Source organism: Streptomyces sp. Y20 (genome assembly GCF_043195475.1).
In the GTDB taxonomy this organism is placed as follows: domain Bacteria; phylum Actinomycetota; class Actinomycetes; order Streptomycetales; family Streptomycetaceae; genus Streptomyces.
Genome location: NZ_JBIDDP010000005.1, coordinates 100523 through 122977 on the forward strand (window position 1 = coordinate 100523; position 22455 = coordinate 122977).

15 protein-coding genes and 2 pseudogenes are annotated in these 22455 nt (G+C 75.3%); 11 read left to right on the forward strand and 6 right to left on the reverse strand.

Annotation, left to right across the window (positions count from 1 at the left end; all coding sequences use genetic code 11):
* The first annotated feature begins 17 nt into the window (after positions 1-17).
* Positions 18-575, forward strand: coding sequence for a hypothetical protein (locus tag ACGFT1_RS14680; RefSeq protein ID WP_373909323.1), 558 nt, complete (start codon positions 18-20; stop codon positions 573-575).
* 9 nt (positions 576-584) lie between these two features.
* Here ACGFT1_RS14680 and ACGFT1_RS14685 read toward each other — a convergent pair whose 3' ends face one another.
* Positions 585-1460, reverse strand: a complete 876-nt coding sequence (locus ACGFT1_RS14685) for a RimK family alpha-L-glutamate ligase (protein WP_373909324.1) — start codon at positions 1458-1460, stop codon at positions 585-587.
* Positions 1461-1598: 138 nt separating this feature from the next.
* On the opposite strand from ACGFT1_RS14685, the pseudogene ACGFT1_RS14690 reads away from it, so the two are divergent.
* The 8 genes and pseudogenes from ACGFT1_RS14690 to ACGFT1_RS14725 all read left to right on the forward strand — a co-directional run bounded on the left by ACGFT1_RS14690 (position 1599) and on the right by ACGFT1_RS14725 (position 14429).
* Positions 1599-2676 (forward strand): annotated as a pseudogene (locus ACGFT1_RS14690) (MerR family transcriptional regulator).
* 88 nt (positions 2677-2764) lie between these two features.
* Complete coding sequence (locus ACGFT1_RS14695) at positions 2765-4210, forward strand: acyl-CoA synthetase (RefSeq protein ID WP_373909325.1); 1446 nt, start codon at positions 2765-2767, stop codon at positions 4208-4210.
* Positions 4203-5615 (forward strand): carboxyl transferase domain-containing protein, encoded by a 1413-nt coding sequence (locus tag ACGFT1_RS14700; RefSeq protein WP_373909326.1) that lies wholly within the window; start codon positions 4203-4205, stop codon positions 5613-5615. The genes ACGFT1_RS14695 and ACGFT1_RS14700 overlap by 8 nt, the downstream gene beginning before the upstream one ends.
* Positions 5616-5923: 308 nt before the next feature.
* Positions 5924-6328: a CU044_2847 family protein gene (locus tag ACGFT1_RS14705; RefSeq protein WP_373909708.1), complete on the forward strand. Its 405-nt coding sequence runs from the start codon at positions 5924-5926 to the stop codon at positions 6326-6328.
* Entirely contained in the window at positions 6328-8130 is a 1803-nt protein-coding gene (locus tag ACGFT1_RS14710; RefSeq protein ID WP_373909709.1) for a trypsin-like peptidase domain-containing protein, read from the forward strand. The genes ACGFT1_RS14705 and ACGFT1_RS14710 overlap by 1 nt, the downstream gene beginning before the upstream one ends.
* A 45-nt stretch (positions 8131-8175) precedes the next feature.
* The gene (locus ACGFT1_RS14715; protein WP_373909327.1) at positions 8176-9264 is read left to right on the forward strand and encodes an AAA family ATPase; all 1089 of its coding nucleotides are present in this window, start codon (positions 8176-8178) and stop codon (positions 9262-9264) included.
* A 59-nt stretch (positions 9265-9323) separates the two neighbouring features.
* Positions 9324-13223 (forward strand): SAV_2336 N-terminal domain-related protein, encoded by a 3900-nt coding sequence (locus tag ACGFT1_RS14720; protein ID WP_373909328.1) that lies wholly within the window; start codon positions 9324-9326, stop codon positions 13221-13223.
* A 168-nt stretch (positions 13224-13391) separates the two neighbouring features.
* Positions 13392-14429 (forward strand): rod shape-determining protein, encoded by a 1038-nt coding sequence (locus ACGFT1_RS14725; RefSeq protein ID WP_373909329.1) that lies wholly within the window; start codon positions 13392-13394, stop codon positions 14427-14429.
* Positions 14430-14468: 39 nt separating this feature from the next.
* Here ACGFT1_RS14725 and ACGFT1_RS14730 read toward each other — a convergent pair whose 3' ends face one another.
* From ACGFT1_RS14730 to ACGFT1_RS14745, 4 genes are all read right to left on the reverse strand, one after another.
* A complete protein-coding gene (locus ACGFT1_RS14730; protein ID WP_373909330.1) occupies positions 14469-15431 on the reverse strand; it encodes an anti-sigma factor RsbA family regulatory protein in 963 nt (320 codons plus the stop codon).
* Complete coding sequence (locus ACGFT1_RS14735; protein WP_373909331.1) at positions 15428-15787, reverse strand: STAS domain-containing protein; 360 nt, start codon at positions 15785-15787, stop codon at positions 15428-15430. The genes ACGFT1_RS14730 and ACGFT1_RS14735 overlap by 4 nt, the downstream gene beginning before the upstream one ends.
* A gap of 328 nt (positions 15788-16115) precedes the next feature.
* On the reverse strand, positions 16116-17459 hold the full coding sequence (locus ACGFT1_RS14740; protein WP_373909332.1) for a serine/threonine-protein kinase: 1344 nt from the start codon (positions 17457-17459) through the stop codon (positions 16116-16118).
* 74 nt (positions 17460-17533) lie between these two features.
* Entirely contained in the window at positions 17534-18838 is a 1305-nt protein-coding gene (locus ACGFT1_RS14745; RefSeq protein WP_373909333.1) for a M20 family metallopeptidase, read from the reverse strand.
* A gap of 145 nt (positions 18839-18983) precedes the next feature.
* Between ACGFT1_RS14745 and ACGFT1_RS14750 the strand changes: the two are divergent.
* A pseudogene (locus ACGFT1_RS14750) lies at positions 18984-19268 on the forward strand (PIN domain-containing protein); the annotation flags it as partial.
* Between the two features lie 1098 nt (positions 19269-20366).
* Here ACGFT1_RS14750 and xerC read toward each other — a convergent pair.
* Positions 20367-22196 carry a tyrosine recombinase XerC gene (gene xerC, locus ACGFT1_RS14755; RefSeq protein ID WP_373909334.1) on the reverse strand — a complete coding sequence of 610 codons (1830 nt, stop codon included), beginning with the start codon at positions 22194-22196 and terminating at the stop codon, positions 20367-20369.
* Between xerC and ACGFT1_RS14760 the strand changes: the two genes are divergently transcribed.
* On the forward strand, positions 22196-22453 hold the full coding sequence (locus tag ACGFT1_RS14760) for a helix-turn-helix transcriptional regulator (RefSeq protein WP_373909335.1): 258 nt from the start codon (positions 22196-22198) through the stop codon (positions 22451-22453). The genes xerC and ACGFT1_RS14760 overlap by 1 nt on opposite strands.
* Positions 22454-22455 lie beyond the last annotated feature (2 nt).

A 22455-nucleotide genomic window follows, 5' to 3' on the forward strand; every position in this document is an offset into this window, starting at 1 on the left:
CGGGCACCATGGATGCCATGCGACTCGACTTACAGCTGGTGCTGCTGCGCCGGATGACCGACCACAATCCGGGCCTCGTCGAGGAGGCCCGCCGCGAACTGGGCGCCTCGCCCGCTCAGATGCGGGAGACGAACAAGCGCTGGCAGGCCATGGCCCGCTCGCCGCGGTCCCGGGGTGCCGCCGCGCGCTACCGCTCCGTCCTCGGCGCACCCGCGCGCGTGCTCGCGCGCCGTCTCGGTGACGTCGACTGCGAGGCCTGGCAGTGGGCCCTCCCGCTCTGGCCCGGCCTGCTCTTCGAGGTCCTCGTCGGGCCCGGCGGCGGGGTCTGGAACGAGTGGCTGGTGCGGGCGCCGGACGCCCTCGCCCCCGACCTGCGCGCCCTGGAGGACCTGACGCCCTGGTCGTGCACGGTGGACGAGGCGGCCCGCGCGTTCGCCCCCGCCCGTCCGCTGGAGGGCACGGCCCCGACCCGCTGGGGGCTGGCGTTCACCGCCCCCGACCGGGCCGGCACCCGGCACGAGGTGGTCGCCGAGTTCACCTGGGGCCTGCTCCAGCGCACGGCGGTCGTCACCTGAGCCGCGCGGCTAACCGGGGCCGGCCGCCGTCAGGACCGCCGCCGTCACGTGCTCCAGCGAGCCCGGGTGGAGCCACAGGAAGAGGTTGGGTTCCACCAGCTCCAGTTCCATCAGGCGGGGTGCGCCGTCCTCACCGTCCACCAGGTCCACGCGCGCGTACAGCAGCGCGGAGCCGCCGGGCACGGCCGCCAGCGCCCGTTCGGCGACGGCGAGTTCGGCGTCCGTGGGCCGCCAGGGCTCCAGGCCGGGATGGGCGACCTTGTCGGCGTCGTACGGGGTGCCGGGGGACAGCACGGCCCCCTTGCGGCTGGCATGCAGCAGCCGGCCGCCGAAGAACTGGAGCGCCCGCTCGCCGTTGACGTCGATGCCCGGCATATAGGGCTGCACCATCGCCGTGAGGCCCTCCGCGTGCATCCGCGCGAGCTGCCGCAGCGCCGTGCCGTGCTCGGAGGGCGTGTACCGGGCGGCGAACCGGGCGCCCGCTCCCGACGTCGGCTTGACGACGAAGTCGTGGCCGGCGGGCAGGCAGGCCGGTTCGCCCGGCGCCGCGTAGCGGGTGGGCACGGTGGGCACGCCGGCCGCCGCCAGCTCGCCGAGGTAGCGCTTGTCGGTGTTCCAGCGCACCACGGACGGCGGGTTGGCCAGCCGGGTGAGCGCGCCGGCCCGCTCCACCCACGCGGTGAACTCCGCGGCCCGCCAGCTGTAGTCCCAGGTGGAGCGGATGACGACGAGGTCGTAGCCGGCCCAGTCCACCGCCGGGTCGTCCCAGTACGGGGCGTCCGCCCGCGCCCCGGCGTCGCTCAGCGCCCGCACCAGCAGCGGCAGGTCGGCGTCCCTGCTCGGCACGGCTCCAGGGTCGTAGGTGGCCAGGGCGATGCGGGGCACGGCGGGCTCCCTGTCGTACGGCGGTTCGATGGGCGGGCGCGCTGCGAGGCTAACAAGCACCCCGCGACCGCGGCATCTCGTTCGACCTTCCCCCTCGGGGAAGCCCCAGCATCGGTGGCGGACGACGAGAGGTACGGGATGCACACGGAACTGCTGACGATCGGTGCCTTCGCGAAGGCCAGCCGGCTCTCGCCCAAGGCCCTGCGGCTCTACGACGAGCTGCGGCTGCTGCGGCCCGCCCGGGTCGACCCGGACACCGGCTACCGGTACTACGCCACGGCACAGCTGGAGCGGGCCCGGCTGGTGGCCTGGCTCCGCCGGCTGGGCATGCCGCTCGCCGGGATCCGGGCGGCGTGCGTCCTGGACCCGGCGGACGCGGCCCGGGAGATCCGGGCGTACTGGGCGCGGGTCGAGGCGGAGACGGCCGTACGGCGGGACCTCGCCGCGTTCCTCGTCGACCAGCTGACCGGCGAACCGGAAAGGGAACCCACCACCATGCTGGAACTGCGCTACAGCGCCCACTCCGACCGCGGGCACGTCCGCCCGGCCAACCAGGACTCCGTGTACGCGGGCCCCGGACTGCTCGCCGTCGCCGACGGGTTCGGGCCGGCGGGGGCGCCCGCGAGCAGCGCCGCCGTGGCCGCGCTGAAACACCTGGCGGACGGCGGCGGGGAACCGGCCGCGGGCGGTGTGCTGAACCTGCTGGAGGACGCCGTGCGCGGGGCGGGCGAGGCCGTACGGGACCTGGCGGAGGGCGACGGCGAGAACACCACGCTGACCGCGCTGCTGTGGACGGGGTCGAAGCCGGCGCTCGTGCACATCGGGGACTCGCGGGCGTATCTGCTGCGGGACGGGGAGCTGCTCCGCATCACCCACGACCACAGTGTGGTGCAGTCGCTGGTCGACGAGGGCCGGATGACCCCGGAGGAGGCCGGCAGCCGTCCGCAGCGCTCCCTCCTGCTCAAGGCCCTGGGTGGCGGCTTGTCCCCGGCACCGGACCTGCGGCCGCACGACGCCCGGACCGGCGACCGGTATCCGCTCTGCTCCGACGGCCTGACGGGGGTCGTGCCCGACGAGCGGGTCCGGGAGCTGCCGGCCGCCGCCCCCGGCCCGGAAACGGCGGTCCACCGGCTGATCGCCGCGGCCGATGCGGCCGGCGGTCGACGACAACGTCAGCTGTGTGTTCGCCGATGTGGTGGACACCTCACCGGTCTGAGGGCGGTCGTGGGCCGGGGGTGTCTGGTGTAGGAAGGGTGCTGTCGTCCCCGGCGGTCGACAGTGCCGACTGTGAAGGAGTGCGCCAGGTGTCCTCTCTCTTCCCCGCTCTGACGGACGGTCCGGGCGGGCGGGCCGCCCTGCGGTTCGGCCCGCGGACCCTGACGTACGGCGGGCTCGCGGGCGCCGCCGGCGCGCTCGCCGGCCGGCTGCGGGGCACCGGACGGGTCGCCGTGTGGGCCACCCCCGAGCTGGAGACGGCCGTCGCCGTCACCGGCGCGCTGCTGGCCGGGGTGGCCGCGGTGCCGCTGAACCCCAGGTCGGGCGAGAAGGAGCTGGCGCACATCGTGTCCGACAGCGCGCCGTCGCTGGTCCTCGCCGCGCCCGGCGCCCGACTGCCCGCCGTCCTGGCCGCGTTGCCCCGGCTCGACGTCGACGCCTCGGCCGCCGGGACCGTCCCCGGGCAGGAGGCCGGGGACGGTGATCCGGCGCTGGTCGTCTACACCTCCGGCACCACCGGCCCGCCCAAGGGCGCGGTGCTGCCCCGCCGGGCCCTGGCCACCACGCTGGACGCGCTCGCCGACGCCTGGCGGTGGACCGCGGACGACGTGCTGGTGCACGCGCTGCCGCTGTTCCATGTGCACGGGCTGGTGCTGGGCGTCCTGGGGCCGCTGCGGCGCGGCGGCGCGGTGCGGCACCTGGGGCGGTTCTCCCCCGAGGGCGTGGCCCGGGAGCTGAACGACGGCGCGACGATGGTGTTCGGGGTGCCGACGATGTACCACCGCATCGCCGAGGCCCTGCCGGGCGACCCCGAGCTGGCGGAGGCGCTCGGGCGGGCCCGGCTGCTCGTCTCGGGGTCGGCGGCGCTGCCCGTGCACGACCACGAGCGGATCGCCGCCGCCACCGGGCGCCGGGTGATCGAGCGGTACGGCATGACCGAGACGCTGATGAACACCAGTGTCCGCGCCGACGGGGAGGCGAGGGCGGGCACGGTCGGGGTGCCGCTGCCGGGCGTGGAGCTGCGGCTGGTGGAGGAGGACGGCTCGCAGATCACCGCCTGCGACGGGGAGAGCGTCGGCGAGATCCAGGTGCGCGGGCCCCACCTGTTCACCGAGTACCTGAACCGGCCCGACGCCACCGCCGCCGCGTACACCGCCGACGGCTGGTTCCGCACCGGCGACATGGCCGTGCGCGAGCCCGACGGCTACGTCCGCATCGTGGGGCGCAAGGCCACCGACCTGATCAAGAGCGGCGGTTACAAGATCGGGGCGGGTGAGATCGAGAACGCGCTGCTGGAGCATCCGGGGGTGCGGGAGGCGGCGGTCACCGGGGAACCCGACGCCGACCTGGGCGAGCGGATCGTGGCCTGGATCGTGCCCGCGGAGCCGGGCGCCCCGCCCGGCGCCGAGGAGCTGGCGGACCACGTGGCCCGGCGGCTGGCCCCGCACAAGCGTCCCCGGGTCGTCCGCTACCTGGAGGCGCTGCCCCGCAACGACATGGGGAAGATCTTGAAGCGGGCGCTGACCGGTGCCTGACCGGCGGCTCTCGGCGCGGGAGGTGCTGACGCTGGTCACGGACGCCGGCAGCTTCCGTGACCTTCCCGCGCCGCCGCAGGACTCCCGGCCGGACGGTCCGCTCGGCTGGCGGGGCTACGACGCCTCGCGCGCCCGCGCCGCCGAGCGCACCGGTGAGCGGGAGTCGGCCGTCTGCGGCACCGCGAGCGTCGCGGGCACCCCGGCCGTGCTGATCGCCTTCGAGTTCGGCTTCCTGGGCGGCTCGCTCGGCGAACGCACCGGGGACCGGCTGGAGGCGGCGTACAGGTACGCCCGCGCGCACCGGCTGCCCATCGTGCCGCTCGTCGCGACCGGCGGCAGCCGGATGCAGGAGGGCATGCTCGCGCTGACCCAGCTCCAGCGGGTCGCCCGTCAGTCCGCGCTCACCAGGGCGGCCGGCCTGCCCCAGATCGCCGTCCTGCGGGATCCGACGACCGGCGGCGGCTGGGCCACGCTGGGCGCGGGCGCGGACGTCGTCCTGGCCCTGTCCGGCGCCCAGGTCGGCTTCGCCGGCTCCCGCGTCCGCCCCCCGGACGCCGACCCGGCGGCCTACACGGCAGAGGCGCAGGTGGCGGCGGGTTCGGCGGACGCGGTGGTGGAGCCGGCCGAGGTGCGCGCGGTGCTGGGCCGGTGGCTGCGGCTGCTGACGCGCGGAACACCCGAGGACGGCGGGCCGGTCGTGGCCGCGGACGTGCCGGCCGCTCTCGGCGCCGCCGGGCTGCCCGGCACCGGCTGGGAGGCCGTCCGGCGGGCCCGTTCGCCGCGCCGGCCGCGCTGCGGGGCCTACCTGGACGCCTACTTCACCCACCGGGCCGGCATCAGCGGCGACCGGTGCGGCGGCGCGGACACCGACGGCATGCTGTGCGGGTTCGGCGAGCGGGACGGCCGTACCGTCGCGTACGCGGCGCAGACCGGGGCGGCGACCCGCCCCGCCGGGTACCGCACCGCCGCCCGGCTGATCCGGCTGGCGGACCGGCTGGGGGTCCCGGTCCTGACCCTGGTGGACACCCCGGGCGCCGCCAACGACGCGGAGGCGGAGTGGCAGGGCGCCGGCCCGGCGATCGCCGAGGTGTTCGGCGCGGTGGCCGCCGCCCGCGTGCCGGTCACCGCTCTCGTCATCGGCGAGGGCGGCTCCGGCGGGGCCCTGGCACTGGCGGCGCCCGGCAACACCTGGGCCACGCCCGACAGTTACTTCTCGGTGATCGCCCCGGAACTCGCCGCGGCGATCCTCAAACGCGGGCCCGAGGAGGTGGAGGCGACCGCGGGACAGCTGCGGCTGCGCCCGCAGGACCTGGTGGAGCTGGGGGTGGTCCGGGGCATCGTCACGCACGAGGGGCGTCGGGAGCACCCGGGCGAGGCCGGACGCGGGGGCCGGCCCCGTCCGTAGCCCGGCGTACCGCCACCGCCCGGACGACCCCCAGGGCCGGCGAGCCGCCCCGGTCGTCGTGCGCCGAGGTTCGCAGGGAGACGGTGGACGCGGTGCGCGGCACCGCCACGGTGCCGTGCCAGGAGGGGTCCCGGCCCGTCAGGGGTGCCGGAGGAAGGCCGGCCGGAGCCGGCGGGCCGGCGCGAAGGCGGGTTCTCGCCAACCTCGGCCGATGCCCCGCCGCGCGCCGTCAACGGTGTGACACCCGAAGCACCGTCCGTAACATGGGAGTTTCAGCGGTCAGGTACGACGGGGGAGCGAGCGGCGCCATGGACGGGCTGATGGAGTTCACGACCGAGGACGGCGCGCGGGTGATGGTGGAGGACGTGATCACCCGGTCCGGTGCCCGCCTCGTCTCGCGCGGCGACGGGCCGGCGCAGGCGGCGCGGACCTTCGAAGGCGCCCTGGAGGGCGTACGGGCGGCGGCCTCGGCGGCGCTGCGGGTCTTCCGGGACGGGAGCCTGCGCCCCGACGCGGTGGAGATCGAGTTCGGTGTGCGGCTGTCCGCGGAGGCCGGTGCCGTCATCGCGAAGGGGACCACGGAGGGCCACCTGGTGGTCAAGCTCAGCTGGTCCCCCGGACGGCAGCCGGAGCGGACGGCGCCCGCGGAGCCCGCGCCGGAGCGGAGCGTGCCGGGCCAGGCCGCGCCGGTCCCGGAGGCCGCCGACCGGTGATCAGCAGTGCTGCCTGGCACGCCCGGATCGTCTGCGGCCACGAGGTGGGGGCCGGCTTCCTGATCACCGGCCGCCGCGTCCTCACGTGTGCCCACGTGGTCGGGGACAGCGGCACGGCGGCGGTGACCGTCTCCTTCCCGAACGCCCGGGAGCTGGGCGAGCTGTCCGCGTCGGTCGTCGCCCACGGCGGCTGGGCGGGTGACGTCATCGACCCCGGTGACGTGGCCGTACTCGAACTGGAGCGGGACGTCCCGCTCGCGCCGGCCGGCTTCGCACCACCCGACGCCGCGTACACGGAGCCGTACCCCAAGCTGATCGCGTACGGCTTCCCCGAGGGCTACGACGAGGGCACCCTCGCCGAGTACCAGGCCGTCTCCGGGCAGTTGATCGCCGGGGAGTGGCTGGAACTGGTGGCATGGCACGGGCACGGGCAGCCGCTCGTGGCCGGATTCAGCGGGGCGGCGGCGACCCTGCCGGACGGGCGGGTCGCCGGTATGGTCACCGCGGCCCTGGACGCGCCGGCGGTGCGCAAGGGCCGGATGCTGCCGCTGGACGTGATGGCCCGGTACTGGCCCGAACTGGGCGAGCTGGTGCCCACCCCCGGCCACCGGGACGACACCCGCCGGCGGTTGTACGCCCTGCTGCGGCGGGCCACGGGCACCGGCCGCGCGGACGGCTCGGGCGCCGGCCGCGGCTGCGATCCCAACCGGCTGTACGTCGACGCGGTGGGCGGTTTCGGGCCGCCCCTGCCCCCGGGCGGCTTCCCCTCCCTGTGGGCGGCCGCCGCGTATGTGCAGTGGGAGGTACCGGATCCGGAGGCGGTGAACCGGTTCGCCACCCGTCTGGCGGAACTGCTGGACACGGCTCCGGCTCCTCCGGCTCCTCCGGCTGCCCCGTCCTCTTCGGCTCCTCCGTCCCCTCCGGCTCCTCCGGCCCCTTCGACGGCGGTCCCCGCCGCGGCCGCGGTGCCGTCGGCCTGGGCCCCGGTCGTCGTCGAGATCGAGCCCAGCGGAGCCGGCCCCGACCAGGTCACCGTGGAGGTGTCCGCGTACCGCGACGGACAGCGCCGGCCGGTGGGCGCGGGCCGGCTGCCGCGGACCGGTGTGCGGGCCTACGTCCAGCGCCGCATCGACGAGGCCGTCGCCCAGCTCGCCCCGGACGCCGACGAGCTGGTGACGTTCGTCCTGCCGCGCGAGTGGCTCAACGAGGCGGTGGCGCAGTGGGAGTGCGGCGCGGAGGACAGCACGCCCCTCGGGTGCGCCTATCCCCTCGTGGTGACCGACCGCGCACGCCACCACAGCGGCCGGCTGCGCCACCAGCTGCGCAAGAAGTGGCAGAAGCTGGACTCCGCCGGCCAGGGGGTCGAGGTGCACCGGGTGGAGTGCGGCACCGCGGAGCGCCCGCCGAGCCTGCGCAAACGGCTGTGGGACGGCGACGCCGGACTGGCGGGTTACGCCTGCCCGCCCACGGCGGTACGCGGGCACTTCGAGGTGGGACTCAATGTGCCCGTCCCCGTCCTGCTGTGGTCCCGGAGCGGCTGCCCCCGCGCCACGCACACGGGCCCGCACTGCCCGGGGCAGGCGGAACCGCCCTGCCCGGGGAGCGCGTTCCTCGACCAGCTGGCCGTGTCGGTCGCCGAGGTCCCACCCGCCGAACTCCCCCGCCACATCCTGTCCCTGCGGCTGGCCGCGGACGCCGCAGACGAGCCGGACCTGCACTGGGCGAGAGACCTCCAGCTGCTCTGGGACGACCCGCGCTGCTTCCCCGGGACCACCGCGAGCCTGCACTCCCCCGTCGCCTGACCGACCACACCACCGACAGCGCCCCCCCACGGAGAAGAAGAGCCCATGCCCCTGTGGCCCGTCTACACCGGTACGAACGAGCCGCACGACGGCATCGCGAAACTGCCACCGCCGCCGCCGTGGCGGGCCTTCGACGGCGGGCCGGCGCTCCGGGCGCCCGACGCCGCCGCCGACGCCGCCGCCGTCTCCCCCGACCGCATGCACCGCGCCGAGACGTACCAGGCCACGGAGCAGACGGTCCAGCTGGTCAACGCGGCCCTGTACCTGCGCCGCCCGCTGCTGGTCACCGGCCCGCCGGGCACCGGCAAGTCCTCGCTCGTGTACGCGGTCGCCCGTGAGCTGCGGCTCGGTCCGGTCCTGCGCTGGAACATCACCAGCCGCAGCACGCTGCACGACGGTCTGTACCAGTACGACCCGCTGTCGCGGCTGTACGCGGCCCGGCAGGCGGTCGCCCCCACCGGCCGGACGGACCGGCCCGGTACGGACGGCCGGGCGGACCGGGACGGACGGGCGGAGGAGGTGAGGCGAGCGGGCGGCGGGTCGGGCATCGAGGACCATCTGCGCCTGGGCCCCCTCGGCACCGCCCTGCTGCCCTACGACCGCCCCCGCGCCCTGCTCATCGACGAGATCGACAAGAGCGACCTCGACCTGCCCAACGACCTGCTGAACGTGCTGGAGGAGGGCCAGTACGAGATCCCCGAGCTGGTGCGCGCCGCCCGCCTCGCACCCGGCGGCGTCGCCGAGGTGCTGGCCGACGGCGCCGAGGAGCGGGTGCCGGTGGCACACGGCCGGGTCCGCTGCCGGGCCTTCCCGTTCGTCGTCCTCACCAGCAACGGCGAGCGCGAGTTCCCGCCCGCCTTCCTGCGCCGCTGTGTCACGCTGCACCTGCGGCAGCCGGACGACCGGCACCTCGCCGAGATCGTCCGCGCCCACCTGGGCGAACCGGACGCGTACGCCCGCACCCTGATCGACCGCTTCCTGTCCCGGTCGGGCGTCGGCGACCTGGCCACCGACCAGCTCCTCAACGCCATCTACCTGGCCCGCTCCGCCGACCTGGACACCGAGTCACTCGACCGGCTGGCCGAACAGCTGATGCCGTACCTCGGGCAGGCGGCGCAGTCCGATGTCTTCTGACCGCGCCGGCTCCCCGGACCCCGCTCGAACTGGCCGAACTGCTGTGGCTGGCCGGGCACATGAGCCCCGCCACCGCCGGCGCCGAGGCCACCGGGCACTCGCCGGTCAGGGACCCCGCCGGCGACCCGGCGGTCCCGGACCGGACACCGCCGCCCACGGACCGGCCGGTGCCCCGGCCCTCCCCCGCGCCGGACCGGGAACCGGCGCCCGCACCGGCCGCGGCCCCCGGGCCGCCCTCCCGCGTCCCCCTGCGCCTGCCCTCCCGCCGTCCCGTCCCCGGCCCGGCGGGCCGGCCCCACACCACGCTCCTGGCCCCGGCGCCCCCGATGCTGCGCCACCCCCTCGCCCTCCAGCGCGCACTGCGCCCGCTGGGGCGCCGCATCGACGCGCCCGTGGGCTTCGAGCTGGACGAGCGGGCGACCGCCGACCGCATCGCCCGCCTGGGCGCGGCCCCCGAGTGGTGGCTGCCCGTGCTGCGCCCCGCCCAGGAGCGCTGGCTGCGCCTGAACCTGGTGTACGACGCCGGGCCCACGATGCCGGTCTGGCGGCCCCTGATCCGCGAACTGCGCACGGCGCTGGCCCAGTCGGGCACCTTCCGCACGGTCGCCCTGTACCGGGCCGCCGCCGACGGCACCGTGCGCGGCACGGACGCGCACGCCCCCGGCGACGGACGCACCGTCACCCTGCTGATCAGCGACTGCATGGGCCCGCAGTGGCGGGAGGGCGCCGCCGGCACCCGCTGGTACGCCACCCTGCACCGCTGGGCACGCCGGACACCCCTCGCCGTCGTCCAGCCGCTCCCGGAGCACCTCTGGCGGGACACGGCGCTGCCCGCCGCACCCGGACGCCTGTCGGCCCCGCACCCCCTGGCCCCCACGGCGGCGCTCACGTTCACCCCGTACGAGCAGGACGGGCCCGAGTCCGGTACGGCCCGCGGCGCCGTGGCCCTGCCCGTGCTGGAGCCGGAACCGCGCTGGCTGGCGCACTGGGCGGCGCTGCTCACGGTGCCGGGCGGCGGGGAGGTGCCCGGCGCGGTCGCCGCCCTGGGCCGGCCGCTCCCGGCGGACGCCGAGGACCGTACGGACGTGGGCGCGCTGTCCGCCGAGGAACTGGTGCTGCGGTTCCGGGCGACCGCCTCCCCCGAGGCGTTCCGGCTGGCCGGCCATCTCGCGGTGGGGCGCCCCGACCTGCCGGTCATGCGCCTGGTCCAGGCCGCCGTCGAACCCGATCCCCGCCCGCAGCACCTGGCCGAGATCGTCCTCAGCGGCATGCTCACCACCGTCCCGGGCGGCCCACCGGGCTCCTACGCCTTCCGGGACGGGGTGCGGGAGCTGCTGCTGCTCGGCCTGCCGCGCACCGCCCGCAACAGCACCGCCGGACTCCTGGAACGCGTCGGCGAGTTCATCGACCGCCGGGCGGGCCGGGCACCGGGCGAGTTCCGGGCGTCGGTGCCCGCGGCGCGGGGCGCGGGCACGGCGGCGGAGGGCGACCCGTTCGCCACGGTCAGCGCGGACAGCGTGCGCCGGCTCTCGGGAGCGCCCACGCCGTTGTTCGCGGGGCGCTACCGGCTGCTGCGGCGGACGGGCCCCGAGGACGCCGGGAACGCCGGGGACGCCGAGGACACCGACTGGCTCGCCCAGGACACCCGGCGGGACGACAGGACGGTCCTGGTACGGCAGTACGGGCGCCTTCCGCAGGAGCTCCGCGCCGACTTCGCGGACCTCGCCGGGCGGCTCGGCGGCATCCGCCATCCGGGCATCGCGGCGGTCACGGACCACGGCATCGCGGACGGCATCCCCTACCTGGTCCGTGAGTCCGTCACCGGCCGCACACTGAGCCGGCGGCTCGGGAGCGCCCCGTACGGGCTGCCCGCCGCGGAACTCACCGCCCTCCTGCCCCCGCTCGCGGCGGCCGTGAACGCGCTGCACACGCAGGGACGCCCGCACGGGCGGCTGACGGCGTCGGATGTCGTCCTCACCCCGCACGGGCCCGTCCTGACCTGCCTGGACGTCAGGTCCTTCGGCGGCGGGAGCCGCGCCGACGACCTGCGCGCGCTGGGGCACATCGTGCGGGCCATGCGTCACGGCCCGGTCGCCGGGCAGCAGCGCGCATTCCAGCCGGCGCCCCCGTCCCTTCCGGAGCCGATCGGAGCGGAGCTGGACACGGCGGTGACCGAGCTTCTCTCCGACCGTCCGCAGACACAGCTGCGCGGCGCGGACCGCCTGCGCCGCCTGCCCCCGCACCGGGAGGACGGCCTCCGCGCCGGGTCCGGGGCCGGGGTTCCCACCGCCCCCTGCGGGATCCGGTTCTCGGCCGACGACCTCACCGGCCGGCCCGAGGTCCGCATCACACTCGAAGCCGCCGTGCACGAGGTCCTGGCCCGAGGTTCCCTCGGCCCCCGCCAGTACGCGGTGGACGTCCGTCCGGACGGCTACCTGGTGCGGACCGAGCCGGGCGCCTATCTGCTGCCCGCCCTCGTCGCCGTCCTGCGCGAACTCCCCCAGGCGCTGTCCCGGCTGACCGGACCGCCCCGGCTGGGCGTGACGTTCGGGGAGTTGCCGGTCCGGCCGCCGGAGGCCGCCGCGGACGTCGTGGTCACCGTGCCGCCCGCGTTGTACGACGACTTCGCCGCCAGTTCCGCCGCCCGGCGCTCCCCGCCGTTCCGGCCGCTCTTCCGCGACAGCGCCCCGGACAGCCCGCCGGCCGCCTGGTACTGCCTGCTGGGGCCGAGGTCCCCCGAGTCCGGTGAACGCGACCTGGTGCGGGGCCCGTTCATCACGCCGGATCTGCACGAGCTGGGCGTCCCCACCCCGGGCCGCACGGCGATCGTGCACACGCGGCCGGACGGCCCGCTGACGCTGCTCGACCCGATCCAGCCGTACGGCACCCGCGCGCCCCGCCCGGAGACGTACTACTCGGTCGACCTCACCCCGCACGAGGCCCGCCACCTGGTGTCCCTGCCGAGTTCCGGGAAGGGCGCCTTCAAGGCCGCGGTCAAGCTGTCCTGGCGTGTCGAGGACCCGGTCGCCTTCGTCCGCGCCGAGACCACCGGTGTCCCGGGGCTCCTGCTGGCGCATCTGACCGCGGCGGCGGCCCCGCTCACGCGCCACCATCCGCTGCGCCGCGCGGGCGCGGCCCAGCGCGCGGTGAACGCGGGGATCGACGCCTGGCCGGTGCCGGGGCTGGCGGTGTCGTACACCATGCAGCTGGTCCCCGAGTGGGCGCCCGCACCGGAGGCGGAGCCGCCGGTCCCGTCGCGCCGCCGGCTGTCGGCGCTCCTGGCGGACGCCCAGACGGTGCTGGTCGGCTTCGACGGACCCCTCGCCCGGCTGTTCCCGGCGCAGCGGGCCCGGGAGGCCGTCCTCGACCTGCTGTCCGTCGTGGCCGACCACCGCGACCCGCAGGACGCGCTGACCGGCCGGCCGCTCCCCCTCGCCGGCCCCGCCGGCCGGGAGGCGTTCACGCATCCGCTGGACCTGCTGCGCGCCTTCGCCCACGACCGCCTCGGCCCCCTGCTGCGGGCCCGCCTGGACGACCTCGAACTGCGCGCCGTCCCCGACGCCCCCACGACGCACCGCTCCCTCGCACTCGTGCGCGCCCTGCACCGCTCCGGCCGGCGTGTCAGCGTGGTCACGGACGTCAGCACCCCGGCCGTCCAGCGCTATCTGGAGCCCTGCCGGCTGCCCCTCGCCGGCGTCCACGGCCGCCGCGCCGACCTCGGCCTGCTGACCCCGCACCCCGACTGCCTGCTGCGTGCCCTGCGCGCCCGCGGCACACCGGCCCGCGGCGGCGTCCTGATCAGCTCCTCGGTCGCCGAACTCACCGCCGCCCAGCAGCTCGGCCTCCGCTTCATCGGCTACGCCCCCACCTCGGCAGGGCGCCGGCGGCTGCGGGAGGAGGGCAGCGAGGTCACCGTGTCGTCCCTGGAACCGCTGCTGGAGGCCGCCCGTTCCCTGTGACGGGCGTGTTGTCCGGCCGACACTCCGGGACGGCCGGGAAGTACCCCCGTTCAGCGGCGCCCCGCCCGGCCGCCCAGAAAGGGCGCCCTCCCCCTGCGCCGCGCAGGATTCCAGTGAGCCCGCCGACCAGGCGGGACACCGAGGCCCGCGCACCCGGGAGGAGCTGCCGTGACCGTCAGCCTGGAGCAGTTGCGCCGCTGTCACTTCGCCGTCGACCTGGGTGCGGCGCGTACCCGCGTGTACGTCAAGGGCACCGGCCTGGTCGTCGACCAGCCGTCGGCCGCGGCCGTGAACACGCGGACCGGCGCGCTCATCGCGGTCGGCGAGTTCGCGGAACAGATGACGGGACGGACCCCGAGCTACATCAAGGTCGTCCGGCCCATCTCCGGCGGCACCGTGGTCGACATCGAGATGGCCCAGCGGATGCTGCGGCACCTGCTCGGCGACAAGATGCGCCGGGCGCTGCGCCGCAAGCCCCGGCTGCGCGCGGCGGCCTGCACCCCGCACGACGCCGATCCGCTGGCCCGGCGGGCGACGATCGAGACGCTGGTCGGGCTGGGGGCCAGGCGGGTGGAGCTGGTGGACACGCTCATCGCGGCCGCGGTGGGGTGCGGACTGCCGGTGGAGCGACCCGAGGCCACCATGATCATGGTGTGCGGGGCGGCGGCCACCCAGGTCGCGGTGCTGTCCATGGGGTCCATCGTGGCCGCCGAGCGGGTCCCGGTGGGCGGCGAGGCCGTGGACCACGCCATCGTGCAGCACCTGCGGCACGAGCACGAGCTGATACTGCCCAGCCAGTCGGTACGGCCCCTCCAGTTCACCCTGTCCGGCAACGGTCTCACCTCGCAGGGGCCGGCGTCCGCCGAGATCCACGGCCGGGACGTGGTGACGGGCCTGCCGCGCAGTGTGCGGGTGGACACCGCCGCCGTGCGGGGCGCGATCCAGACCCCGCTGACGGCCGTCCTGGACGGCATCGGCAAGGTGCTGCGCGACTGCCCGCCCGACCTGGTGGCCGATCTCGCCGACCGCGGGATCACGATGGTCGGCGGCTCCGCGCGGCTGCCCGGCTTCGACCAGATGCTGCGGCAGGCCACGGGGATGCCGGTGCACATCGCCGAACGGCCCGACATCTGCGCGGCGCAGGGCCTGGGCGACATGCTGGAGGGCCGGATCGAGCCGCTGGTGCTGAACCCCCTGGCCACCTGAGGCCGGTGAGCGCCGAGCCGACCGCGGACGGCGGCGGGCTCAGCGGCCCAGGTAGGCCCGGACGGTCGTCCCCGCGGGCCCGGTGTGGACCCGCACCAGGTCCGCCACCAGGTTGACCAGCAGCAGACCGCGTCCACCGCGCTGGTCGCGGGCGGCGGGCCGGCGGCCGGCCAGCGGATCGGCGAGGCGGCCCCCGTCACGGACCTGGCACAGCACGTACCCGCTGTCGGGCCACACCGCGAGCACGCCCGTGCCGCCGCCGTGGACCACGCTGTTGGTGGTCAGCTCGGCGGTGATCAGCGCCAGGTTCTCCAGCGCCGTGCCGGAAAGGCCGAGGCGTTCGCCGTGGCCGGTGGCCGAGTGCCGGACGGCGGAGAGCAGGCCCTCGTCGAAGCCGACGGAGAGCAGGTCCGGGCCGTCGGGCACCGGCGGCAGCGGCTCGTTGTAGCGGGCGACCACCCCGTCGGGGTCGTACGCCGCGCCGGTCGTCCGCTCGCCCCCGGAGCCGGCCGGGATGACGACCGGGTGGGTGGCGTGCGCGTCGGCGAGCGCCCGCTCGTCCAGGCTGGAGGTGTCGTAGGGGCACAGGATGGTGATCTCGCGGCCCTGGAACGCCGCGTTGATCAGCGCCTCGTGCTGGACGCAGGCCGGGTACTCGGCCGCGCTGCGGCCCGCCCAGACCGGCTCGCCGATGATGTGGACCCGCCGGCCGGGCGGCTGGGCGTCGGCGAAGGCCCGCAGTACGCCGGGGATGATCCGGCCGGGGTTGCGTCCGGCCTCCCGCATGTCCAGGAACCGTACGGTGCCGCCGTCGGCGCCCAGCTCGTCCTGGATGAGGCGCAGGTTCTCCCCGGGCACCGCCACCGCGACGGGCTCCCCGGCCGCCAGCGCCGCCCGGACGAAGGGGACGGTGCCGGTCAGGTACTCCCGCGTGTCGCCGTAGAACAGGGCGGGGTGGACGAACGGGTCGGCGGCCTCGGTGGCCTCGACGACTTCGGTCATGACGCCGACACCTCGATCCCCCGGAGTCCGGGCCACAGCAGGTCCAGTATCCGCGGCAGGGCGGCCGGGGGCCGGTCCAGCACCAGCCGCCGCCGCTCGCCCCGGCGCAGGGCCGCGTCCGCCAGGACGCCGGCGCCCGCGACGTCGACGAAGGTCAGGGCGGAAAGCTCCAAGTGGTACACGTCATCGCCCTCGCGAACGGCCCGCTCCAGCGCGCGTTCCCAGATGCCGTGCGTGGGCAGGCTGACCTCGCCCGCCGCCCGCAGCCCGATCCGTCCGCTCAACGGGTACACGTCGAGTCGCGGCACCGGCACGACAACGGCCCGAGGGGGCCTGCCCGGCTCGGTTCCGCTCACGTCGACTCCCAGCTGCACAGGTACACGACTGCCCAGTATGCGCCTTCCTCCCGCCCCGGTCGGGTGGGAGGCCGGACACCCGGGCCGCCGGGGCCGGCCGGGTCAGTACGGCAGGATGCGTCCCGAGGGCGTCCTGCGGTCGATCTCCTGCCCGCGTGGCGCGGCGGGCCGCCGGCTGACACGTACCCGGATCCGACGGTCCATGACGCCCTCCTCCTGCCGGCCACCCCCCGGCTGGACGCCGGTAGGAGGTCCGTGCCCAGGACATGCCCCGTTCAAGCCTGAACGGGTCAAGTCGTGCCCGTCTCAGGGTCGTTGCCGGGGCCGGCTAGCGGGTCAGATACCGGGCGAGGACCGGGTCGAGCTGGGCCAGCCAGGTGTTCAGCCGGGCCTTGCGGCGGGCGTTCAGCTCGCAGGAGTACACACCGCCGTCCCACAGCCGCACGGTGACGGTGAGCCGGTTGCCGCGCCAGCTGCGTTCGACGTGCGCGATCTCGCTCCACGGGAAGTCCGCGGTGACGCCCGCGAGTTCCAGGAGCACCCCGGTGGCGTTGACGACCACGCCGGCCTGCGTGTCGGCGAGCACGGCCTCCGGGCTGCCGTACGGGACCGGCGGCCCGAAGCCGTAGGGGGCCGGCGGCGCGCCGGCGGGCAGGTGCGGGGGTGTGGCGGGCTGCACGGGCTGCTGGTACGGCGGTGTCGCGGGCGGTGGGGGCGCACCGAACCCCTGGGCCGCCGGGAGGAACACCGGCGGGGGCGCGGCGGACAGGTGCGGGGGCGTGGCGGGCGCCGACGGGGGCGCGGCGGACAGGTGCGGGGGCGTGGCGGGCGCCGACGGGGGCGCGGCGGGCCTCGCCGGCGGGTACGGCGGCGCGGCGGGCGGGCGGGCCGGCTGCGGGGCGGAGCCGGTCAGCCGGTCCAGCAGCGCGCTGGGCGTGGGCCGGTCCGCGGGCTCCTTGGCCAGGCAGGCGGCGACCACGTCCGCCAGGGCGGCCGGTACGGCGGACAGGTCCGGCGGCTCGTGCACCGAGCGGTACATCAGCCCCATCGGGGTGCCCTCGCCCCAGGCGGTGCCGCCCGCCGCCGCCACCAGCACGGCTCCGAGGGCGAACACGTCGGCGGCGCCGGTCACGTCGTGCCCCAGGGCCTGCTCGGGCGCGAGGAAGCCGGGGGTGCCGAAGGCGGTGCCGGTGGCGGTGAGGCGGGTGGACTCCACGGCCCGGGCGATGCCGAAGTCCAGGACGCGCGGCCCGTCGTCGGCCATGATGATGTTGCCCGGCTTCAGGTCGCGGTGCACCAGGCCGCAGGAGTGGATGGACTCCAGGGCCTCGGCGAGGGCGGCCCCCAGGGCGCGCAGCCGCGGCTCGTCCATGGCGCCCTCGGCGGCGAGCCGGGCCGCGAGGGTGGGCCCGGGTATGTAGGCGGTGGCGAGCCAGATCGGGTCGCCGGTGACGTCGGCGTCCACCACCGGTGCCGTGTGGAAGCCGCCCACGGCCCGGGCGGCCTCGACCTCGCTGCGGAACCGCTCGCGGAAGACCGGGTCGGCGGCGAGTTCGGCCTTGGCGACCTTCAGCGCGACGGGCCGTCCGCCGCGCGTCCGCGCGAGATAGACCGTGCCCATGCCGCCCTCGCCGAGCCGGCGCTCGACGAGGTATCCCCCGATGCGTTCCATGCGGCAAGTATGGCCGCCGGACAGGACCGTTCCGTACGGCGCGCTCGGCTTCGCCGTACCGGTGGCGGGCGCGGTCACCGGGCCGGCCGGGCTCCGCGGCCGGTGAGGAGGGCGAGGGCCACGGCGGCCTCGCAGGCGATGCCCGTGGCGAGGACGTCCTCGTCGATGCGCATGCGGGACGAGTGCAGGGACGGGGACTCGTCCGGGGCCAGGTCCGGCGGGCAGGCGCCGAGGAAGGCGAGGGCGCCGGGGACCTCTTGGAGGACGTAGGAGAAGTCCTCCGCCGTCAGCTGCGCGGCCGGCAGCACACCCACCGCCCCGGTGCCGAGCGCCTCCCCGGCGGTGCGCAGGACGAACTCGGTGAAGGAGGCGTCGTTGACGGTGACCGGATAGCCGGGGGTGACGGTGGCCTCCGCGCTCGCTCCGTGTGCGGCGGCCACCCCGTGGGCGACCCGGGCGATCGCCTCGTGCAGCCGCCGCCGGGTCCGTCCCGACAGGGTGCGCACGGTGCCGCCCAGCTCCGCGGTGTCCGGGATGACACCGGGGGCGGTGCCCGCCTCCAGCCGGGTCACGCTGAGTACGGCGCTGTCGTCGGCGGCGAGGCCGCGGCTGACCGCCGTCTGGAGGGCGAGCACGATCTCGCAGGCCACGGGCACCGGGTCGCACGTGGTGTGCGGCGCCGAGGCGTGGCCGCCGCGCCCGCGGACGAGGACCCGGAACCGGTCGGAGGCCGCCATCTGCGGTCCGGGGCGCAGCCGCACCGATCCGGCGGGGAGGGTGGGCTGTACGTGCAGCGCGAAGGCCGCGTCGGCCCGGCCGCCGGACGCTTCCAGCACCCCTTCCCCGATCATGTGGCGGGCTCCGTGGTCGCCCTCCTCGCCGGGCTGGAACATGAACACCACGTGCCCGGCGAGCGCGTCACGCCGCCCGGCCAGCAGCCGTGCGGCACCCACCAGCATCGCCATGTGGGCGTCGTGCCCGCACGCGTGCATCAGCCCGGGGGTCCGCGAGGCGAAAGGCAGCCCGGTGTCCTCGGTGACCGGCAGCGCGTCCATGTCGGAGCGCAGCAGGACCGTCGGGCCGTCGGCGGCCCCGGTCAGGGTCGCGGTCACGGAGGACAGGGCGCGGCCGGTGCGGATCTCCAGACCGAGGCCGTCGAGCGCGCCGAGGACCAGACGCTGGGTGGCGGGCAGGTGCAGGCCGGTCTCCGGGGTGCGGTGCAGGGCGCGGCGCAGGGCGACCGCGTCGCCGGCCGCCCGGCGCGCCGCGCCGAGCAGGCCGGGCAGGTCCGGGCCGGGCAGGTCCGGGCCGGGCAGGTCCGGGCCGGAAGGGGCGGGGGCATCGGGCCTGCGGGGCGGGGTCAGTGGCGGAGGTGGCATGTGACCGTTCTCCTTTTCGGGTCCGGCCCTGCCGGCGCGGCCCGCGAAGAGGGCCTCACGAAGAGGCGGTACCCGTTCACCGTAGAGACGCCCCGGCCCCACCGCACCGTCCCGGCGGCCTCCGGGCCACGGGGGCCGCAGATACCTCCTCTACTCGGCCCGCTCGGCGGCGGACCGGGAGCACGTGAAGCGCGCGCTGGAGGTCCACTACACCTGGTGCCCCATGCCCGAGGGCATCCACCGGCGCGCACGCGTCGTCCAGGAGATGCTCACCGCCAAGGGCGAGCACCGCGGTGCGGGGCCCGTCGACCTGCTCATCGCCGCCGCTGCGGAAGAGGCCGGGCTGACCCTGCTCCACTACGATCGCGACTTCGAGACGATCGCCCGCACGACCGGGCAGCCGGTGCGGATGATCGATCTGAAGAACTGATCGGCCTCGGGCCGTGGCGGCGACGGCCCGCACCGTCAGCGACCCGGGCCTCGATCTGCCGGAACTGTCTGCCTGGCTCAGCGAGTTCGGTGAGACGCTCGCGCAGGGCAGAACGCCTTTCAGACCTGCGTCTGGTGGGGCGGGTGGGACTCGAACCCACGGCCGACGGATTATGAGACCGCTGTCGATCCTCCATAGCTTATGACGCCGTTTTGCGTCTTGCGTCGCGCAGTTCCTTCCAGTGCAGGTCAGTAGCGGTCTCACAGCTTGGAGCGTACCGCGCTTGTTGTTTCATGTTTCGCCCTGTGACGCCGACTTGCTTGGCCTTCGGGCGAGCACCGGGCGAGCAGAAGGGGCTCTCCACCTGCGGCGACGAGCCCCTTCACGATGCGCCTTCGCTGTCCTCTGACACCGGATCTGGGCTGTTTGCCATGGATGTTGGACAACCGGTCGGGCAGGTCTGGGCGAAGCCGATCTTGGCGAGTACGCGGCGCGAGGGCAGCGGGGGCGGGGGCCGGCTGGCCCTCGCTGCGAAAGACGGCCGAGGTCGGGCGGATCAACCCTTTAATGTCAGGACATTAGCCTCAAGGACGTTACCCGTCCGACGGATGGTCCGCCTGTGCCACGGCGCCGGGCAGACGCCCCTGCGGAACGGCGCGGCCGCAGACCGCTACGCCACCGTCCAATTTTGGCAGAATCGGCATCCGTCTGTGACCAAATTGAGATTTAAAGGCAGTAGTGGGGCATCGCCCCATGGCCCGAGAGTGGAGGCACGTCGGCGGAGGACCCACACACCTAAGGGAGAGGGAGGCCAAGCACCTCACCGGCAGGCCCTGTACCTACTCACGGGAAGGAGAAGGCGATCATGCGGAAGGCCCTCATGGACCTGGCAGTCACCGCCGGCGGGCACCTGCTCGCCTACGTGCTGATCATCTGGGTGACGCCGTTGTGGGGCCCCCATCTGTAGCCCCCCGCGGCCAGCAAGCGGGCTCCAGATGAGGACACCGGTCGAGCCTCCTAAGAGGCCACAGCCAAGAGCATAGCTCGCGGCGCGCGAACCCCCGTTGACTCCGGTCGCGGGGGTTTCGCGTGAGCGCGCTACGCCGCCTCGCCGGCATCGCCATCGGGCTCGTCGACTACGCCCTGGTCCTCGACGGCAGGCCCGGCCGCGGCGGAGCGTCGCCGCGGGACCAGGCCCGCCGCTCTCTCCGCGATACCCCGGTCAACCTCCTCCAGCAGCTCTGTGTACGTCTCCATGGCGAGCTGCCCGGAGGTGTGCCGCAGCGTCTTCTGCACCGCGAAGATGTCGCCTCCGCCCGCGTGGACGAGGGTCGCCGCGACGTGCCGCAAGTCCCGCAGATTGATGGGCGGCAGTTCGGCCCGCGCCACGATCCGGCGGAACTCCTCACTGACCTGCTCTGGGTGCAGCCAAGTCCCGTCGAGGTCGGTGAACACCTTCCCCGTGTCCACCCAGTCCACCGTGTCCCTCCCCGCCGCGCGGTCCTCGGCCGCGCGCCGGTTCCAGTCGTCTCGCTCGGCGAGCTGCCGCTGCCGATGCTCACGCAATACGGCCACGGACCCGCTGTCGAGGGCGATGGCCGTCGCGGATTCCTCCGTCTTCGGCACCGTCTCGAACACCTCCCAGTTGTCCACGACGAGGTTTCGTGCCGGCACGATCACGCCCGCATCCAGGTCGACATGCACCCAGTCCTGACCGACGCCCTCGCCACGGCGCAGTCCTCGGAACGCGATCAGGTGGTAGAAGGCGTACAAGCGCGACGTCTCGGCTTCGTCGAGGAAGACACCGAGCTGCTCGGGCGTCCACACCATGACCGGGCTCGGTTTCTCACCCGTGCGCCGCCACTGCTCAACATGCCGCGCGGTCCACAGCTTCGCCTTCGGCCGTTTCCCGCTCTCCAGCTCGATCCACTCCGCCGCGTTGAAGGTGATGAGCTGCTTCCTGATGGCCGCGTTGAGCGCGGCCCGCAGCGTCGCCCGGATCCGCTGCTTCGTCGCCGGCCCCGTCTCCTTCCGGTATGGCGGCATGGACGTCAACTTCACTCGCTCGGCCGCAAGCCGGGCCGACACCTCAGCCGGCGGCGCCCCCGGCTTGCCCCACCTACAGCGCGCCTCCTGTTCCCTGCGGGCGCGGTTCTCCGCGCGGATCACCTCGTTCTGCTCATCGATCCCGTCGAAGAACGCCTGGACGTGCCCGATGGTCATCCGGTCCAGCCGGTACCGGCCCAGGCCCGGCCTCAGGTGCACACGGATGTGCGAGGCGTATCCGCTCGTCGTCCGCCGCGCCGTCTTCTTCGCCGTCAGCCAGGCATCAAGCCACTCGCCGACCGTCATATCGCTGTGCAGTGCGACGCCGCCGGCCAGGCGCCGCTTCACATCCGCGGCGTCGGGTATGTCGTCACGCTCAGCCTGCACCTTGGCGAGCAGGTCGCTCACCTGGTGGCCGTAGTGCTCGTCGTCACCGACCAGGTCGAGGATTGCGCGCACCTTGTCGAGATCGGACTGGGCAGCGCCGACCGTGGCATAGCCGGTGCGGCGGAACGTACGGCGCGCGCCGTCGGCCGCAAGCGGCAGCTCCTGCCTGAGCTGGTAGCTGCCGTGGTTCTTCTTCGCCAACAGCGGACAGTCGGCGCCGATCCGGCGGCCCCCCTCGCCGCGGCACTCACAGCGCCGCGTGATACCACCGGCCCGTCGTACGGCCATCATGGTCCTCCCCACCGGCCCGAGCGACCGCCACCCCGAACCGTTCGCGTCCACACCGACGAACGGCATGGCCAGGGCCCTGCCGCGCGGTCGTCGATTGCGCTCAAGGTACTTCCCGTGTTGTGCCGTATCAAGGCGTGTCGTAGTGTGCGCAGTAGGCCGCGCAGTTTGCGCAGTGCGCGGAGGGATCGGAACGGGAGAAGGCAATGACAGAACCTGACGCCGCTGGCGCCCAGCCCCTGACGACGGCCGAACTGCTGGGCCTGCCCCCCGCCATCGACATCGACACGGCGGCCCGCGCTCTGAACATCAGCAAGACGTTCGCGTACAAACTCGCGCGCGAGGACAACTTCCCCTGCAAGATCGTCCGGCTAGGAACCAGGAACTTCCGCGTCGTGACTGCCGACCTGCGCCGCGTTCTCAATGTCGCCGCGCCCGCTGCCGGCGACAGCGACGCCGCCTGACG

Bases quoted from the DNA above. Each gene is read 5' to 3' on its own strand.
- ACGFT1_RS14730 (WP_373909330.1), bottom strand. From the start codon at position 15,431: ATGACCGAAGTCGTCGAGGCCACCGAGGCCGCCGACCCGTTCGTCCAC.
- ACGFT1_RS14680 (WP_373909323.1), top strand. From the start codon at position 18: ATGCGACTCGACTTACAGCTGGTGCTGCTGCGCCGGATGACCGACCAC.
- ACGFT1_RS14715 (WP_373909327.1), top strand. From the start codon at position 8,176: ATGCCCCTGTGGCCCGTCTACACCGGTACGAACGAGCCGCACGACGGC.
- ACGFT1_RS14720 (WP_373909328.1), top strand. From the start codon at position 9,324: ATGAGCCCCGCCACCGCCGGCGCCGAGGCCACCGGGCACTCGCCGGTC.
- ACGFT1_RS14745 (WP_373909333.1), bottom strand. From the start codon at position 18,838: ATGCCACCTCCGCCACTGACCCCGCCCCGCAGGCCCGATGCCCCCGCC.
- ACGFT1_RS14740 (WP_373909332.1), bottom strand. From the start codon at position 17,459: ATGGAACGCATCGGGGGATACCTCGTCGAGCGCCGGCTCGGCGAGGGC.
- ACGFT1_RS14760 (WP_373909335.1), top strand. From the start codon at position 22,196: ATGACAGAACCTGACGCCGCTGGCGCCCAGCCCCTGACGACGGCCGAA.
- ACGFT1_RS14705 (WP_373909708.1), top strand. From the start codon at position 5,924: ATGGACGGGCTGATGGAGTTCACGACCGAGGACGGCGCGCGGGTGATG.